The organism is Cupriavidus sp. P-10, assembly GCF_003402535.2.
Classification (GTDB): domain Bacteria; phylum Pseudomonadota; class Gammaproteobacteria; order Burkholderiales; family Burkholderiaceae; genus Cupriavidus.
Genome location: NZ_AP025170.1, coordinates 1876377 through 1892416, shown reverse-complemented (window position 1 = coordinate 1892416; position 16040 = coordinate 1876377). Strand labels below are relative to the sequence as shown.

The 16040-nt window shown below is 67.3% G+C and carries 16 protein-coding genes; 11 read left to right on the top strand and 5 right to left on the bottom strand.

The genetic code is table 11. The features are described 5' to 3' along the window. Positions 1-53: 53 nt before the first annotated feature. Positions 54-1238 (bottom strand): MFS transporter, encoded by a 1185-nt coding sequence (locus tag CTP10_RS08695; protein WP_116320676.1) that lies wholly within the window; start codon positions 1236-1238, stop codon positions 54-56. Between the two features lie 116 nt (positions 1239-1354). Between CTP10_RS08695 and CTP10_RS08690 the strand changes: the two genes are divergently transcribed. Beyond that, a complete protein-coding gene (locus CTP10_RS08690; RefSeq protein WP_116320677.1) occupies positions 1355-2266 on the top strand; it encodes a LysR family transcriptional regulator in 912 nt (303 codons plus the stop codon). Positions 2267-2280: 14 nt separating this feature from the next. Here CTP10_RS08690 and CTP10_RS08685 read toward each other — a convergent pair whose 3' ends face one another. Further along, a complete protein-coding gene (locus tag CTP10_RS08685) occupies positions 2281-2682 on the bottom strand; it encodes a hypothetical protein (protein WP_116320678.1) in 402 nt (133 codons plus the stop codon). Positions 2683-2922: 240 nt separating this feature from the next. Between CTP10_RS08685 and CTP10_RS08680 the strand changes: the two genes are divergently transcribed. From CTP10_RS08680 to CTP10_RS08655, 6 genes are all read left to right on the top strand, one after another. Further along, positions 2923-3429 (top strand): DUF1993 domain-containing protein, encoded by a 507-nt coding sequence (locus CTP10_RS08680; protein WP_116320679.1) that lies wholly within the window; start codon positions 2923-2925, stop codon positions 3427-3429. Positions 3430-3815: 386 nt separating this feature from the next. Beyond that, positions 3816-4463, top strand: coding sequence for a 7-carboxy-7-deazaguanine synthase (gene queE, locus CTP10_RS08675; RefSeq protein ID WP_116320680.1), 648 nt, complete (start codon positions 3816-3818; stop codon positions 4461-4463). A 125-nt stretch (positions 4464-4588) separates the two neighbouring features. After that, positions 4589-5065, top strand: coding sequence for a 6-pyruvoyl trahydropterin synthase family protein (locus tag CTP10_RS08670; protein WP_010809539.1), 477 nt, complete (start codon positions 4589-4591; stop codon positions 5063-5065). 8 nt (positions 5066-5073) lie between these two features. Further along, complete coding sequence (tadA, locus tag CTP10_RS08665) at positions 5074-5688, top strand: tRNA adenosine(34) deaminase TadA (RefSeq protein WP_116320681.1); 615 nt, start codon at positions 5074-5076, stop codon at positions 5686-5688. Further along, entirely contained in the window at positions 5685-6644 is a 960-nt protein-coding gene (ldcA, locus tag CTP10_RS08660; protein ID WP_116320682.1) for a muramoyltetrapeptide carboxypeptidase, read from the top strand. Before tadA ends, ldcA begins: the two co-directional genes overlap by 4 nt. Before the next feature lie 292 nt (positions 6645-6936). Further along, on the top strand, positions 6937-8559 hold the full coding sequence (locus CTP10_RS08655; protein ID WP_116320683.1) for an ABC-F family ATPase: 1623 nt from the start codon (positions 6937-6939) through the stop codon (positions 8557-8559). Between the two features lie 72 nt (positions 8560-8631). Here CTP10_RS08655 and CTP10_RS08650 read toward each other — a convergent pair whose 3' ends face one another. Then, the gene (locus tag CTP10_RS08650) at positions 8632-9252 is read right to left on the bottom strand and encodes a hypothetical protein (protein ID WP_116320684.1); all 621 of its coding nucleotides are present in this window, start codon (positions 9250-9252) and stop codon (positions 8632-8634) included. 212 nt (positions 9253-9464) lie between these two features. Between CTP10_RS08650 and CTP10_RS08645 the strand changes: the two genes are divergently transcribed. The 4 genes from CTP10_RS08645 to CTP10_RS08630 all read left to right on the top strand — a co-directional run bounded on the left by CTP10_RS08645 (position 9465) and on the right by CTP10_RS08630 (position 15023). Continuing rightward, positions 9465-10895: an aldehyde dehydrogenase family protein gene (locus CTP10_RS08645; RefSeq protein WP_116320685.1), complete on the top strand. Its 1431-nt coding sequence runs from the start codon at positions 9465-9467 to the stop codon at positions 10893-10895. A gap of 125 nt (positions 10896-11020) precedes the next feature. Next, positions 11021-13468, top strand: a complete 2448-nt coding sequence (locus CTP10_RS08640; RefSeq protein ID WP_116320686.1) for a penicillin acylase family protein — start codon at positions 11021-11023, stop codon at positions 13466-13468. A 122-nt stretch (positions 13469-13590) separates the two neighbouring features. After that, positions 13591-14298: a glutamine amidotransferase gene (locus tag CTP10_RS08635; protein WP_116320687.1), complete on the top strand. Its 708-nt coding sequence runs from the start codon at positions 13591-13593 to the stop codon at positions 14296-14298. Next, entirely contained in the window at positions 14295-15023 is a 729-nt protein-coding gene (locus CTP10_RS08630) for an MOSC domain-containing protein (RefSeq protein ID WP_116320688.1), read from the top strand. The genes CTP10_RS08635 and CTP10_RS08630 overlap by 4 nt, the downstream gene beginning before the upstream one ends. A gap of 35 nt (positions 15024-15058) precedes the next feature. Here CTP10_RS08630 and CTP10_RS08625 read toward each other — a convergent pair whose 3' ends face one another. After that, entirely contained in the window at positions 15059-15310 is a 252-nt protein-coding gene (locus CTP10_RS08625) for a DUF1289 domain-containing protein (protein ID WP_116320689.1), read from the bottom strand. 87 nt (positions 15311-15397) lie between these two features. Further along, positions 15398-16006: a PPC domain-containing DNA-binding protein gene (locus tag CTP10_RS08620; RefSeq protein ID WP_116320690.1), complete on the bottom strand. Its 609-nt coding sequence runs from the start codon at positions 16004-16006 to the stop codon at positions 15398-15400. Between the last annotated feature and the right edge of the window lie 34 nt (positions 16007-16040).

Here is a 16040-nt window from a genome sequence, read left to right as displayed (position 1 = left end):
GAATGACTCCTTGGTTCAGTGGATGGGGCAATGCAGAATTCAGATGGATTGGCTCAGGCCGCGGCCGGTTGTGCCATCGGCGCCTGCTTGTCCAGGTAGCCTGACAGCGCGGTCAGGCCGAACGCCGCCAGTGTCACCAGCGCGGCGATCCACGGCGTATGCGACAGGCCCAGGTGGCCGACCACCAGCGCGCCGCCCCAGGCGCCGCCGGCCACGCCGAGGTTGAACGCGGCGATGTTGAAGCCGGCGGCGACGTCGATGGCGTCGGGCGCGACCTTCTCGGCCTGCTGCACCACGTACACCTGCAGGCCGGGCACGTTGCCGAAGGCCACGGCGCCCCAGGCCAGCACGGTCAACACCACCAGCCATTTGTTCGGCGCGGTGAAGGTCAGCACCAGCAGTACCGCCGCCAGCAGCAGGAAGATCGTCTTCAGCGCGCTGACCGCGCCCTTGCGGTCGGCCAGGCGCCCGCCCCAGACATTGCCCGCCGCGACCGAGATGCCGTAGGCCAGCAACACCAGGCCGACCATGTCCGGCTGGAAGCCGGCGATGTCCTGCAGGATCGGCGCCAGGAACGTGAAGGCGATCAGCGAGCCGCCATAGCCGACCGCCGTCATGGCGTAGACCAGCAGCAGGCGCGGTTGCAGCAGCACGCGGGCCTGCCGCAGCAGCGGTGCCGGCGGGGTGTGCGGGATCTTGCTGGGCACGAACACGAGTGCACCAACCAGCGCCACCACGCCGAATGCCGACACGGCAAGGAAGGTGGCATGCCAGCCGAAGTGCTGGCCAATGAAGGTGCCGAGAGGAATGCCGGTGACGAAGGCCACCGTCATGCCGCTGAACATGGTGGCGATGGCGCTGGCGGCCTTGTCGCGCGGCACCAGCCCGGTGGCGATGATCGAACCGACCGAAAAGAACACGCCGTGTGCCAGCCCGGTCAGTATGCGCGCCACGATCAGCGTGTCGTAGCCGGGCGCCTGCCAGGCGACCAGGTTGCCGACGGTGAACAGCGCCATCAGCCCGACCAGCAGCGGCTTGCGCGGCAGCCGGCCGGTGAGCGCGGTCAGCAGCGGGGCGCCGATGGCGACGCTCAGCGCATACAGGCTGACCAGCAGGCCGGCCGACGGCAACGTGACGCCAAGGTCAGCCGCGATAGTCGGAATCAGGCCGACGATGACGAATTCCGTGGTGCCGATGGCGAAGGCCGCCAGGGTCAGGGCGAGCAGTGCGAGGGGCATGTCTGCGATCCGGGTTGCGTTTGAACGGGTGGACAGGGAATGGATCGCAGTGTGACGGCTTTACATTTGCAGAAAAAGCCGTGTATAAGCCAAATACATTTGATTTGAAATCAACAATGAAGACCACCCTCGATGAAATGCAGGCGTTCGTCGCGGTCGTCGACACCGGCTCGATCACGGCGGCAGCCGACCACCTCGGGCTGACCATCTCGGCGGCCAGCCGTACCCTGGGCCGGCTGGAGGAAAAGCTGCAGACCACGCTGCTAAGGCGCACCACACGCCGGCTGGAGCTGACGGAGGAAGGCGCTGCGTTCCTGGAGCAGGCCCGCGCCATCCTTGCCTCGGTGGACGCCGCGGAAGAGCAGATGGCGGCGCGCCGGATGCAGCCCGTGGGGCGTCTGCGTGTCGATGCCGCCACGCCGTTCATGCTGCATGTGATCGTGCCGCTGGTGGATGGCTTCCGTGCTCGCTATCCGCAGGTGGAACTGGAGCTGAATTCGAACGAGGGCATCATCGACCTGATCGAGAAGCGGACCGACGTGGCCTTCCGCATTGGCGCGCTGAAGGACTCGACGCTGCATGCGCGTCCGATCGGCAGCAGCCGCGTGCGCGTGCTGGCCAGCCCGGCTTACGTGCAGCGGCATGGCACGCCGGCAACGCCGGGCGACCTGGCCGGGCACGCGCTGCTCGGCTTCACCCAGCCTGAGTCGCTTAACGACTGGCCGCTGCGCGACGAGCGTGGCGAGCGCGGCGACGCGGTGCATATCAAGCCGACGATCGCCTCGTCCAGCGGCGAAACCCTGCGCCATCTGGCGCTGGCGGGGCTCGGCATCGTATGCCTGTCGGATTTCATGACGCGAGACGATCGGCGCAGCGGGCGGCTGATGCCGCTGTTTGGCGCGCAGTCGCTGGATGTGCGCCAGCCGATCAACGCGGTTTACTACCGGAACACTACGCTCGCTTCGCGCATCACCTGCTTTGTCGACCATGTGGTCGAGGCGCTGGGCAGGCGGCCGTTTGACGAGTAGGGCGTCGCGGCCCTTCAGATCCCGCCCAGCAGGTCGTGCGCGTCGACGATCGCATAGGCGATCTCGGGGTGCTGTTCCATGCTGCGCCGGATCGCCGCGGGAATGGACTGGCGGATCTTGCGGCACAGGCCCGGCTGTTCCTGCACCTGGATATTGATGCCGCGCACCGTCTTCACGCCACGCGCGCTGGGGGTGATGGTCAGCATGATGCCAAGCTGGGCCTGCATCAGGCCCTCCATGCGGCGTAGCTCGGCCAGGCTGGTGAGGTTCTCGAGCCGTTCGACCAGGCGCTTTTCTTCCTGGCGGGTGAGCCGTAGCACGCGCAGGTCGGCGTTGGGGTCACTCATAAGCGCTTCGCGCCCGCAGATGCAGGCGCCTGGCGGGCACTCCTCGCGAAGGGGGAACGGCGCATTCATGTGGGGGCGCGGCGGTGGCCCCGGCGGAATCCGGGGCGATGGCCGGATATGTTAAATCAGGTTGCCGGCCCGCGGCGCTGACACTGTTGTGTTGCCCTCGGATGCGGCAAGGGACGCCGGCACTGGCTGCAAGAATGCGGAGGCTTTCTGCGGCAAAGGCCGATCCGTTCTATGCTCGCGGCAGGCTGCCCAGGCCGACCCTCAACGACCACGACAACACAAGCCTCACCAGGAGACTCCATGGCACTCTCGATGTACGACGTATCGATCCCGCCGTTTATCCGCGCGCTCGGCAACCTTGCCGCGGTCCTCGACAAGGGCGCGGCGCACGCGCAGGCGCAGGGCATGGACCCGGCCGACCTGATCCAGACCCGGCTGATCGCCGACATGGATCCATTGTCGGCGCAGATCCAGCGCGCCAGCGACGCGGCCAAGGGGTGCGCGGCGCGGCTGGCGGGGATCGAGGTGCCGTCGTTCGCCGACACCGAAACCACCTTCGCCGAACTGCAGGACCGGATCGCGCGCACCATCGTGTTCCTGGAGCAGGTCACGCCGGCGCAGCTCGAGGGCAGCGAAAAGCGCGTGATCGAGCTGAAACTGCGGCAGGGGCCGGTGACGTTCGACGGCAAGTCGTACCTGCTCGGGTTTGCGTTGCCCAACTTCTATTTCCACGTGACCACGGCCTACGACATCCTGCGCCACAAGGGCGTGCAGATCGGCAAGCGCGACTACCTGGGGCTCAGGTAAGGCGACGCGGCAAGCCGGCGGGCGGCGCACGCGTCACGCCGGTCCTCACGCCGGCCGCCATGCCGGCACTAATCGAAAACCCTTAGCCCTCTGGTATACTTGTCCGTTGTCCGAACCGCGTCCGGAGCGGCCGGACGCAGCCTGCGACAGGCCACAGGGCGGATCCTCCGGCAGTGCCCGGAGCCCGGCACGGGAAACCCGGTGCTCCCCGCCCGCGCTGCCAGCGATGGCCACGATCGTGCGCCGCCTGGGGTGGCATCGGTCCCGCCGAATGCATCCGAGCGATCCGCCATGACTGGCCCCTGGCCTTGCCCAACCATACCAAGACACCCGGCCAGCCCGAAGGCTGCCGAAAATCCGTTTACGGTCCCAGAGAGACCCCACGCATGACATACGCCGTCAAGGAAATCTTCTATACGCTGCAGGGCGAGGGCGCCAACGCCGGCCGCGCCGCGGTGTTCTGCCGCTTTGCCGGCTGCAACCTGTGGAGCGGCCGCGAAGAGGACCGGGCCAGCGCCGTGTGCCAGTTCTGCGACACGGACTTCGTCGGCACCGATGGCACGCGCGGCGGCAAGTACCGTACTGCCGAGGAACTGGCCGCGGTGGTCGCCTCGGAATGGCCGCAGGGCGCTGGTGGCAAGCCGCTGGGCAAGCCGCTGGTGGTGTGCACCGGTGGCGAGCCGCTGCTGCAGCTTGATGCACCGCTGATCGATGCGCTGCATGCGCAGGGCTTCGAGATCGCCATCGAGACCAACGGCACCATCGCCGTGCCGCCCGGCATCGACTGGGTTTGCGTGAGCCCCAAGATGGGTTCCGAACTGGTGGTCAGGCGCGGGGACGAGCTCAAGGTGGTGATCCCGCAAGCGGACCAGGATTTTGCCGCATACGAGCAGCTTGATTTCCAGCATTTCCTGGTGCAGCCCATGGACGGCCCGCTGCAGCGTGAAAATACCGCCGCCGCGGTGGACTTCTGCCAGCGCCATCCGCGCTGGCGGCTGTCGCTGCAGACCCATAAGCTGCTGGGCATCCGCTGAGCGCGGCTTTTGCCCTGGGTGTTGTCCCGGGTTTTGCCCAACCCGCGGCAAACGTACACAATAGAGGCTTCGGGCGCACGCGCGGCGCCCGTCCAACGCAGGCGGCCGGCACGGCGCGGCTACACATGAGCAAACAAGTTTCCATTACCCGCCGGCTGGAGTTCGACTCCGGCCACCGCATCCCGAACCACTGCGGCCAGTGCCGCAACATCCATGGCCACCGCTATCGCCTTGACCTGACGCTGTCGGGCGAGGTGCTGCATCGCGAAGGTGCCTCGGATGACGGCATGATCCTGGACTTCGGCGACATCAAGGCGCTCGCCAACGAGCACCTGGTCAACAAGTGGGACCACGCCTTCCTGATCTACCGTGGCGACACCGCGCTGCTGAACTTCCTGCAATCGATGGAAGGGCACAAGACCGTGGTGCTGGATGCGATCCCCACCGTCGAGAACCTGGCCCAGGTCGCCTTCGACATCCTGGCGCCGGTGTTCAAGGACTGTTTCGGCCACCACCTGCAACTGACCAGGCTGGTGCTGTTCGAGACCCCCAATTGCTGGGCCGAAGTCAGCGCCCCGGCGGTGCTGCCGGCGCAAGACTGAGCCAGCCGATGCCAGAGACGCCGCCGCTGCCGCTGCGCGCCCCGCGCGCGCTGCCCGACGATCCGGCCGAGGCCGCCGCGCGCGATGCGCACTATATGCGCGCCGCGCTGGACGAAGCGCGCCTGGCCGAGGCTGCCGGCGAAGTGCCGGTCGGCGCCGTGGTGGTCTGGAACGACACCATCATCGCGCGCGGCCACAACCTGCCGATCCGCTCGGTCGATCCCTCCGCGCATGCCGAAATGCAGGCGCTGCGCGCCGCCGCGCAGGTGATCGGCAACTACCGCATGCCCGAGTGCGAGCTGTACGTGACACTGGAACCGTGCGCGATGTGCAGCGGCGCGATCCTGCATGCGCGGCTGCGCCACGTGGTGTTCGGCGCCACCGATCCCAAGACTGGCGCCGCCGGCAGCGTGCTCAACCTGTTCGAGCATGCGCAACTCAACCACCAGACCACCATCGCCGGCGGGGTGCTGGCCGATACCTGCGGCCAGATGCTGAAGGATTTCTTCGCTGCCCGCCGACGCGCGCAGAAGGCCGCGCGCGACGCTGGCGGAACTGAACCGGGCTGCACCTGCCCAACCCCTCCCGGTCAGAACAACGCCACCGACACCACCGACACATGAGTACGCCGAACAACAGGCCGCCGCATACCGAAGTCCGACTGATCGCCTCGTCCGGCTATCCGCACGACGTCGCCGTCGCGGCGCGCGGCGTTGCCTGGCTCAAGCAGCACGGCTATCACACCACCAACCCGGACGTGCTGGCCCGGCGCTACCTGCGCTTCGGCGGCACCGACACGGAGCGGCTGGCCGACCTGCATGCCATCGGCACCGGCGTGCCGCATGAGCTGACGCTGGCAGTGCGTGGCGGCTACGGTATTGCGCGGCTGCTGGCGCAAGTCGATTTTGCCCGCATTGCCGAACAGGCGCGTGCCAGCGCCACGCCCATCGTCGGCCACAGCGACTTCACTGCCTTCCAGCTCGCTTACCTGGCTGCGACCGGCGGCATCACCTTTTCCGGGCCGATGCTGCTGGCGGACTTTGGCGCGGACAGCGTCGATCCGTATATGTGGGAGCACTTCGAGGGCATCCTGCGCGATCCGGCCTACCAGGTCGATGTGGCAGCCCCCCAGTCCGGTGGCCAGCCGTTCAGCGGCGAGGTGGCCGGCACGCTGTGGGGCGGCAACCTGGCGATGCTGTGCAGCCTGCTGGGCACGCCTTTCATGCCGCGGGTCGAGGGCGGGGTGCTGTTCCTGGAAGACATCAACGAGCCGCCGTACCGCGTCGAGCGCATGCTCGTCCAGCTGCAGCAGGCCGGCGTGCTGGACGCGCAGCGCGCCATCGTGCTGGGTGACTTTTCCAACTATCGCGTCACCGACTACGACAACGGCTACGACATGGCAGCCGTGGTGGCCTACCTGCGCGACCAGCTGCCAGTGCCGGTGCTGACCGGCCTGCCGTTCGGCCACTGCGCGCGCAAGCTGACGCTGCCGGTGGGCGCACAGGTGCGGCTGGCCGCACGTGCCGATGGGTTCTCGATGGCGTTTTCCGGCTATCCGGTGCTGCCGCCGGCGGCCTGAGCCCCGCACGCCAGGCGCGACCGCCCCACACCGCACATCAAGCCGCATCCGGGTGCAAGGAATGCATCTGGATGGTAGAATATGCGGTTATTTCCTGACTTCCTGCCGGGTTCTCGCAAGAACCGGGCGCGGCCCCTGCCGCATCGCCAGCCATGGCCCCGGAATGCTCCGGCCGGCGCGATGCCTCCCTGGCAAGGCTGGCCCCTGAACGGCATGAAGTGCACCCCGGTGCAACAACCTGCGCAACGCGGCCGGTGCCGCGGCGCTACATTCTCCAGACAAGGTTCCAGACGTGCTTTCTACCGCAAACATCACCATGCAGTTCGGCCCCAAGCCGTTGTTCGAGAATATCTCGGTCAAGTTCGGCGAGGGCAACCGCTACGGCCTGATCGGCGCGAACGGCTGCGGCAAGTCCACCTTCATGAAGATCCTGGGCGGCGACCTCGAGTCGTCGGCGGGCAACGTCATGCTGGAGCCGGGCATCCGCCTGGGCAAGCTGCGCCAGGACCAGTTCGCCTATGAAGACATGCGCGTGCTGGACGTGGTGATGATGGGCCACACCGAGATGTGGGCCGCCGCGCAGGAGCGCGACGCCATCTACGCCAACCCGGAAGCGACCGACGAAGACTACATGAAGGCCGCCGAGCTGGAGGCCAAGTACGCCGAATACGACGGCTACACCGCCGAGGCGCGCGCCGGTGAACTGCTCCTGGGCGTGGGCATCCCCACCACGCAGCACCAGGGCAATATGAGCGACGTCGCGCCGGGGTGGAAGCTGCGCGTGCTGCTGGCGCAGGCACTGTTCTCGAACCCGGACGTGCTGCTGCTGGACGAACCGACCAACAACCTGGACATCAACACGATCCGCTGGCTGGAAACCGTGCTCAACGAGCGCAACTCCACCATGATCATCATTTCCCACGATCGCCACTTCCTGAACTCGGTCTGCACGCACATGGCCGACATGGACTACGGCACGCTCAAGGTCTACCCGGGCAACTACGACGACTACATGGAAGCGTCGATGCAGGCCCGCGAGCGCCAGATGGCCGCCAACGCGCGCGCCAAGGAGCGCATCAGCGAACTGCAGGACTTCGTGCGCCGCTTCTCGGCCAACAAGTCCAAGGCACGCCAGGCCACCTCGCGCGCCAAGCAGATCGAGAAGATCAAGGTCGAGGACATCAAGCCGTCGTCGCGCCAGAACCCGTTCATCCGTTTCGAGTTCGAGAAGAAGCTGCACAACCTGGCGGTCGAGGTGGAGAACGTCACCAAGAGCTACGACCGCAAGATCATCAACAGCCTGTCGATGGCGATCCAGGCCGGCGAACGCGTCGCCATCATCGGCGAAAACGGCGCGGGCAAGACCACGCTGCTGCGCAGCCTGTTGAGCGGCGCGGTGCAGACCGGCGTGCAGCGCGGCGTGGAAGTCGACCGCGGCCAGGTCAAGTGGGCCGAGAACGCCAACGTCGGCTACATGCCGCAGGACACCTACGAGGAGTTCCCTGCTGACCGCGACGTGATGGACTGGATGAGCCAGTGGACGCAGGCCGGCGACGACGAGACCTCGCTGCGCGGCACGCTGGGCCGCCTGCTGTTCTCGGCGGACGACATCAAGAAGAACGTCAAGGTGCTGTCCGGTGGCGAGAAGGGCCGCATGATCTGGGGCAAGCTGATGCTGGGCCGCCACAACGTGCTGGCGCTGGACGAGCCGACCAACCACATGGACATGGAGTCGATCGAATCGCTGCAGATCGCGCTGGACAAGTTCTCGGGCACGCTGGTCTTCGTTTCGCACGACCGCGAGCTAATCAACGGGCTGGCCACGCGCGTCATTGAAGTGCGCACCGACGGCACGCTGACCGATTACCTGGGTACGTATGACGAGTACCTGCAGTCGCAGGGGATCGTCGGCTGAGTCTGACGCATGCCCATGGAAAAGGCCGCCTTCCGAGGCGGCCTTTTTGCTGTCTGGCGCGCCGGCTTACGCTCAGCCGGCTGCGGCAGGGATGTCTTGTGCGATCGTCTCCAGTTCACGCAAGATCGCATGCGCCGTGATTTCGCCCTTGGCCCTGAGCAGCGCCGCATGCAGTGACTCTCGCAGGGCCAGCAGCGCTGGAAGGTCCTGCGCCTTTTCCACCTTGACCTGCAACATATAGCCGCGCAGGCCCAGGTGCTGGCCGATGACCTCGGTGTAGAAGTGATACAGGCGCTGGAAGGCATCGATCTCGGCGGCGGAGTGCGTCGGCTGCGTCGGCGCCGTCGGGTCGGGGTTCGCCGCTGGCTCGGCTGCCGGCGCGTGCCGCATGGCGTACACCGAGAACAGGTTGGTATCCGCCGTGGTTGCCGAAGTGCGTGCCGGGGCTTCCGGAGCGACAGCGGCCGCTGCCGGTGCCGCCTCAGGCACTGGCTCGACCAGCCCTTCGGCGGCCAACATCTCCATGGCCTCGGGTCCCACGCCCATGCCTGCCACCTGCGCCAGCAGGTCTTGCCCGCGGCGCTCGCCATTGACCATCAACAGCAACGCGCGCAGCTTGTGGTCCAGCTTGCGCGCGCGTGTCCTGATCTCGTCATGTCCCGCGTCGGTCTTGCGGTAGATCGGATCGACCATGTCTCGCTCCCTTGTTATGCCGGCCGTCCGTGCGAGCATCCCGTTTGCGGGTGCGGCCGATTATCGCCATTTGAAAAGAGCGGCTGGCGCGGGGGTTGCCAGGGCTGGAAACATAGCCTCCAAACCGCTCTACAATGTGCGTGCACCATAAAAGTAACAAAAAAAACCAGTTGCCCATCCGTCAAACTCCGCACCAACCGAGAACTGTGGCCATGCAACAACGAGACAAACTGTTTATCAACGGCAAGTGGGTCGCGCCCCACGGTACCGGCACCATCGACGTCATCCATTCCAGCACCGAAGCGGTAATGGGCACGATCCCGGAAGGCTCGCCGCGCGACGCCGAAGACGCCATCCAGGCCGCGCGCGCCGCGTTTGACGGCTGGGCGGCCACGCCCGCGTCGGTGCGAGCCGGTTATATCGCCAAGATCGCCGACGGACTGAAGGCGCGCAGCGAAGAACTGGCCCAGATGATCGCCGGCGAAGTCGGCATGCCGATCAAGCTGGCGCGCGCGATCCAGGTGGGCGGCCCGGTCTACAACTGGGGACAGGCCGCCAAGCTGCTGGATACCTTCCACTTCGAGGAAGAAGTCGGCAATTCGCTGGTGGTGCGCGAACCGGTTGGCGTGGTGGCGGCGATCACGCCGTGGAACTACCCGCTCAACCAGATCACGCTGAAGGTTGCGCCGGCACTGGCCGCGGGCTGCACTGTCGTGCTCAAGCCGTCGGAAGTGGCGCCGCTGAATGCCTTCGTGCTGGCCGAGGTGATCGAGGCCGCGGGCCTGCCGCCGGGCGTGTTCAACCTGGTGACCGGCTTTGGCCCGGTGGTGGGCGAGGTGCTGGCCAGCCATCGGGAGGTCGACATGGTGTCGTTCACCGGTTCCACCCGCGCCGGCAAGCGCGTGTCCGAACTGGCCTCGCAGACGGTCAAGCGCGTGGCGCTGGAGCTGGGCGGCAAGTCCGCCTCGGTGATCCTGGACGATGCCGACCTGCCGGCGGCGGTCAAGGGCACCATCAGCGCCTGCTTCCTGAATTCCGGACAGACCTGTTCGGCGCATACCCGCATGCTGGTGCCGCGTGCCCGCTATGACGAGATCAAGGCGATCGCGCAGAAGGTGGTGGCCGGCTTTACCGTGGGCGATCCGCTGCAGGAAACCACCCGGCTCGGCCCGCTGATTTCCGCCGTGCAGAAGGAGCGCGTCACCGGCTATATCCGTCGCGGGCTGGAAGAAGGCGCCGAACTGGTGGCCGGTGGCCCCGAAGTGCCCGAAGGGCTGGACCAGGGCTTCTTCGTCAAGCCGACCGTGCTCGGCAACGTCGAGCCGCGCGCCACTGTGGCCCAGGAGGAGATCTTCGGGCCGGTGCTGTCGATCATCTGCTATGACACCGAGGAAGAGGCGGTGCGCATCGCCAACGACAGCATCTACGGACTCGGCGGCGGCGTGTGGTCGGGCGACGAGGCCCGTGCGATCCGCGTGGCGCGGCGCATCCGTACCGGCCAGGTGGACATCAACGGCGGGCCGTTCAACATGCAGGCGCCGTTCGGCGGCTACAAGCAGTCCGGCAACGGGCGCGAGGCCGGCAAGTACGGGCTGGAGGAATTCCTCGAATACAAGGCCCTGCAGTTGAAGAAGCCGGCCTGAGGCCTGCGCGACATGTGAAAATGCCCGGCTGGTCCGGGCATTTTGCATCGCCGCCAACGAAGCGGCGGCAGTCACCGGGACCACACAACGACAAAGACAAAGACAAAGACAAGAGGGGAGCAACAATGCGCTGGTTCGGTCGTCTGGCCAAGCTTGTGGGATGGCTGCTGGTACTGGCGGTAGCCGGCACGGCAGGGGCCCTGATCTGGTATCGGCAGGCGGCGCAGCCGCCCGCATCGGGCACCGTTGCGCTCCCGGGCCTGCACGGCCAGGTCACCATCGTGCGCGATGGCAATGGCGTGCCGCAGATCCGTGCCGCCAGCAAGGCCGACGCCTGGTTTGCGCTCGGCTATGTCCACGCGCAGGACCGGCTCTGGCAGATGCAGATGAACAAGCGCGTGGTGGCCGGCCGGCTCGCCGAGGTCCTGGGCCCGTCCGCGCTCGATACCGACAAGTTCCTGCGCACGCTGGGCGTGCGGCGCAACGCCGAAGCGATCCTGGCGCAGTCTTCGCCGCAGACGCGGGCTGCGCTGCAGGCATACGCCGACGGCGTCAATGCGTGGATCGACCATCGCCAGGGACCGCTGCCGCCTGAATTCCTGATCCTGCGCACGCAGCCGGAGCGCTGGGAGCCGGCCGATACGCTGGGCTGGCAGACCATGATGGCCTGGGACCTGGGCGGCAACTGGAACCAGGAAACGCTGCGCATGCGCCTGGCGCAAGTGCTGCCGGTGGAGCGCATCAGCGAACTGCTGGCGCCATATCCGGGCGAGCAGCCCGTGCGCACCATGGATTACGGCCACCTGTACAAGCAGTTGGCGCCGCTGGCTAACGCCATGGCGAGCGTCAGCGACAAGGCGCCGCCGGGCTATGTCGAGGGCATGGGCTCGAACAACTGGGTGGTCTCCGGCGCGCGCACGCAATCGGGCAAGCCAATGCTGGCCAACGACCCGCACCTGGGTTTGCAGGCGCCGGCGCTGTGGTACTTCGCCCGCATGACCGCGCCGGGACTGGACGTGGCCGGCGCCACGCTGCCCGGCATCCCGGTGGTGGTGCTCGGGCACAACGACCGCATCGCCTGGGGGCTGACCAATACCGCGCCGGACGTGCAGGACCTGTTTATCGAACGGCTGCGTCCCGGCAGCGAGACCCAGTACCAGACCCCGGACGGCTGGGCCACCTTCGAGACCCGCACCGAGACATTCCGCGTCAAGGGCGCGCCCGACGTGACGCTGCAGGTCCGCAGCACGCGTCACGGGCCGGTGATCTCCGACGTGGCCGAGCCCCTGGCCGCCGCGGCAGGCCCGCTCGGCGCGCGCTACGTCGTCGCGTTCCAGTGGACCGCGCTGCGTCCGGACGACCGCACCTTCCAGGCCGGCCTGAAGATGAACGACGCGCGCGACTGGGCCAGTTTCACCGCCGCGCTGCGCGACTTCCATTCGCCCCAGCAGAACATCGTGTACGCCGATGTCGACGGCAATATCGGCTTCTTCGCGCCGGGCCGGGTGCCGCTGCGCCGCGCCGACAATGACCTCAAGGGCCTGGCGCCCGCGCCGGGATGGGATGCCCGCTACGACTGGACCGGCTTTATCCCGTTCGAGGCTCTGCCGCAGCGCTACAACCCGCCCGAAGGCGCGATCGTGACGGCCAACCAGCGCATCGTGCCGCCGGACTATCCGTACTTCATCACCAGCGAATGGACGGTGCCGTACCGCCATGACCGCATCCAGGCCTTGCTGGCGGCGACGCCAAAGCACACCCTGGACAGCTTCGCCGGGATCCAGAAGGACGTGCTGTCGCTGGCCGTGCGCGATGCCCTGCCACTGCTGCTGGCCGCACCGGTCAGCGGCGATGCCGCACGGCCGGAGCGCGAGCGCGCGCTGCTCGATGCGCTGCGCAAGTGGGACGGCACCATGGATGCCGATCGGGCCGAGCCGCTGGTGGTCACCGCCTGGCTGCGCGAGCTGTCGCGGCGGCTGTTCGAGGAGAAGGTCGGCGAGGCAATCTTTGTCCGCCTGTGGGACCAGCGCAACGTGCAGCAGCCGATGCTGAACATCCTGCGCGATCCCGGCAAGCTCGGCGCGTTCTGGTGCGACCGCCCGCATACGCGCCCCGCGGAAAGCTGCAACGACGCGATCGCCGATGCCTGGGCGCAGTCGATGACCGACCTGTCGCGCCGCTATGGCGATGACCCGAAACGCTGGCGCTGGGGCGAAGCGCATACGGCCCGCTCCGAGCACAAGCCGTTCGGCAAGGTCGCGTACCTGTCGCCCCTGTTCAACCTGCGCGTGCCGACCGGTGGCGACACGTACACGGTCAATGTCGGCCGCCACAACCTGCGCGACGAGAAGGCGCCGTTCGAAAATACCCATGCCGCCAGCGTGCGCGCGCTGTACGACCTGGCGGACCTGCAGGGCGCGCGCTTCATGGATTCGACGGGCCAGTCCGGCAACGCGTTGCTGCCGCGCTATCGGGAATGGACCGGCAAGTGGGCGGCGGTGGAATACGTGACCATGCCGCTGGCACCCGCGCAGGCCGAAGCCCTGATCCTGGTCCCGGCTGCGACAAAATAGCGCACCGCGGCGGCATGCCGTGCCGGGATACCGCTCCAACAGGCGATATCCTGCCGTGGTTTTCGCGCGGCGTCGCCATTGGCGCTACCATGGGTACCCTTCTTGACCGGCAGGAGTCGCCCATGGCCACACGCACCACCCATGTGATCCAGCACCTCGCATTCGAGCATGCGGGCGTGATCGGCGATGCGCTGCGCGCACGCGGGCATGCGCTGCGGGTATTCCAGGCGGGTGTCGACGACCTGCGGCCCATCGTTGATGATCCGGCCGACCTGCTGCTGATCCTGGGTGGCCCGATCGGGGTTTATGAAACCGATGCCTACCCATGGCTGGAAGGCGAGATCGCACTGATCCGCCAGCGGCTGGCCGCCGGCGGCAAGATCATCGGGGTTTGCCTGGGCGCACAGCTGATCGCGCGTGCCACCGGTGCGCGCGTGTATCCCGGCACGCGCGAGATCGGCTGGGCGCCGATCGTGCCGACGCCGGCCGGACGGGATTCGGCGCTTGGCGAGCTCGCCGCAGCCAACTGGGAGGTGCTGCACTGGCATGGCGATACCTTCGACCTGCCGCCCGGTGCCGAACTGCTGGCATCCACGACGGCGGTGACAAACCAGGCGTATGCCATCGGCAACCAGGTACTGGCGCTGCAATTCCACCCCGAAGTGCTGCCCGGCGACATCGAAGCCTGGCTGATCGGCCATACCGTCGAACTCGGCAAGGCCGGCATCGACCCGCGCACCATCCGTGCGCGCACGGCCGAAGTCGGCGCAGGCGTGGCGGCGGCAGGTGAACGCATGTTTGCCCGCTGGCTGGAGCAGGCAGGACTATGAGCACGTCGGCATTGCCGGTGCCGCCCGTACGGGCCGTGATCGATGCCGTTCTCGTCGGCGGGGTGCGGCCGTTCGGACCCAGGGGCGTAGCCAGCGGCATCGCCAAAGCAGCGGCCAGCGGGCGTGTGCGCATCGGTACGCTCGGGCTGGAGGGCGACCAGCAGGGCGATCCGCGCCATCATGGCGGCCCGGAAAAAGCCCTGCATCACTATCCGCGCGACCACTACCCCGAATGGCGTGCCGAACTGGCGGAACAGGGCGCGGCCGGCATTGGCGTGCTGGATGCACCCGGTGCATTCGGCGAGAACCTGAGCACGCAGGGGCTGACCGAGGCCGATATCTGCATCGGCGACCGTTTCCGGCTCGGCACGGCGCTGGTCGAGGTCTCGCAGGCACGCCAGCCGTGCTTCAAGCTCAATCACCGCTTTGGCTACCCCGGCATGTCACGCGCGGTGCAGCAGAGCCTGCGCACCGGTTGGTACTACCGCGTGCTGGAAGACGGCGAAGTAGAAGCGGGCGATACGCTGGCGCTGGTGGCGCGTCCGTTCCCGCAATGGCCGCTGCAGCGGCTGCTGCACGTGCTGTATGTCGACAGGCTCGACTATGCCGCGCTCAGCGATATGGCCGGGCTGGCCCCGCTGGCGGAAAGCTGGCGCAAGCTCGCACGGCAGCGCCTGGAGCGGCAGGAAGTCGAAGACATGGAGCGGCGCCTGGCGGGCGGCTGAGCGGCCTCCCGGGGGGAAATTCGGGAAGGCGCGTATCAGGCCTGCCGGAAGCGGCGGGCCGTGCCCTCGCGCGTGATGCGCTCCCACACCACCTGCTTTTCCTCGTCGCTGAAGAACACCCAGTTGCTCACTTCGGCCGCGGTGCGCCCGCAACCCTGGCAGATTTCGTCGAACAGCGTGGAGCAGATGCCGATGCACGGGCTGTCCGGACGATCGGACAACGTGGAATCCGTGGCGCCGGTGTCCGGTTGGGGGCGGAACGGGGCGGATTCGGGAGACTGCGGCATGTTGACGAGTGGTTGCGGTGAAACGGGGGCACATTATACGGGGTGGGACCGGCCGCCATCGGTCCCACCGCCCAATCCCGCGGCCTGTCAGTGGCTATCGCGCAGTCCCAGCACGTTCGCGCCGATCTTCGGGTCGATGCCGCGCTCCAGTTGCTGCGGATAGCCCGTCACCGTCACTTCCAGCGATCCGGTGCCGACTTCCATCGACAGGATATGGCCGCCGTACGTGTCGAAACTGCTGTCGCCGGCCACCCCGTGCGCATGGATCGACGGCTTGCCTTCCTTCCACGCCAGGCTACCGACGATGCTGGCCATCTCCACGTTGCGGAAGGTGCGCGGGTTGAACTGCTTCTTCCCGGCATCCCAGAAGCCGAACGTGACGTTGGCGAAGCCGATCGCGGACAGGCTCGCGCTGGGCACCTTCTCGCAGATGGCAAAGGCTTCGATCTGCTCGAAGACGTTGTCGCCCATGCGCAGCACCAGCAGGTAGCCGGTGGGTGTCTTGATGTAGCGCGGCACGCTGTCGCGCGGGTAGTTCGGGTTCTGGGCACGGGCGTCCAGTGCAGCCTTGCATTCGGCGGAGGGAGCCGGCTGCGCCGTGGCTGGCGCGGGCATCAAGGCGACGGCGCCGACGGCGGTGGCCGCTGCGAGGGTGGCGAGCGCCTGGCGGGCGCGCAGGGATTTGCTAAGGATCATCTGTGGTCTCCTGACTGGTTTGTTTGCGGTTGGG

Coding starts and splice junctions, on each gene's coding strand:
- CTP10_RS08695 (WP_116320676.1), bottom strand. CDS start 1,238: ATGCCCCTCGCACTGCTCGCCCTGACCCTGGCGGCCTTCGCCATCGGC.
- CTP10_RS08690 (WP_116320677.1), top strand. CDS start 1,355: ATGAAGACCACCCTCGATGAAATGCAGGCGTTCGTCGCGGTCGTCGAC.
- CTP10_RS08685 (WP_116320678.1), bottom strand. CDS start 2,682: ATGAATGCGCCGTTCCCCCTTCGCGAGGAGTGCCCGCCAGGCGCCTGC.
- CTP10_RS08680 (WP_116320679.1), top strand. CDS start 2,923: ATGGCACTCTCGATGTACGACGTATCGATCCCGCCGTTTATCCGCGCG.
- queE (WP_116320680.1), top strand. CDS start 3,816: ATGACATACGCCGTCAAGGAAATCTTCTATACGCTGCAGGGCGAGGGC.
- CTP10_RS08670 (WP_010809539.1), top strand. CDS start 4,589: ATGAGCAAACAAGTTTCCATTACCCGCCGGCTGGAGTTCGACTCCGGC.
- tadA (WP_116320681.1), top strand. CDS start 5,074: ATGCCAGAGACGCCGCCGCTGCCGCTGCGCGCCCCGCGCGCGCTGCCC.
- ldcA (WP_116320682.1), top strand. CDS start 5,685: ATGAGTACGCCGAACAACAGGCCGCCGCATACCGAAGTCCGACTGATC.
- CTP10_RS08650 (WP_116320684.1), bottom strand. CDS start 9,252: ATGGTCGATCCGATCTACCGCAAGACCGACGCGGGACATGACGAGATC.
- CTP10_RS08645 (WP_116320685.1), top strand. CDS start 9,465: ATGCAACAACGAGACAAACTGTTTATCAACGGCAAGTGGGTCGCGCCC.
- CTP10_RS08640 (WP_116320686.1), top strand. CDS start 11,021: ATGCGCTGGTTCGGTCGTCTGGCCAAGCTTGTGGGATGGCTGCTGGTA.
- CTP10_RS08635 (WP_116320687.1), top strand. CDS start 13,591: ATGGCCACACGCACCACCCATGTGATCCAGCACCTCGCATTCGAGCAT.
- CTP10_RS08630 (WP_116320688.1), top strand. CDS start 14,295: ATGAGCACGTCGGCATTGCCGGTGCCGCCCGTACGGGCCGTGATCGAT.
- CTP10_RS08625 (WP_116320689.1), bottom strand. CDS start 15,310: ATGCCGCAGTCTCCCGAATCCGCCCCGTTCCGCCCCCAACCGGACACC.
- CTP10_RS08620 (WP_116320690.1), bottom strand. CDS start 16,006: ATGATCCTTAGCAAATCCCTGCGCGCCCGCCAGGCGCTCGCCACCCTC.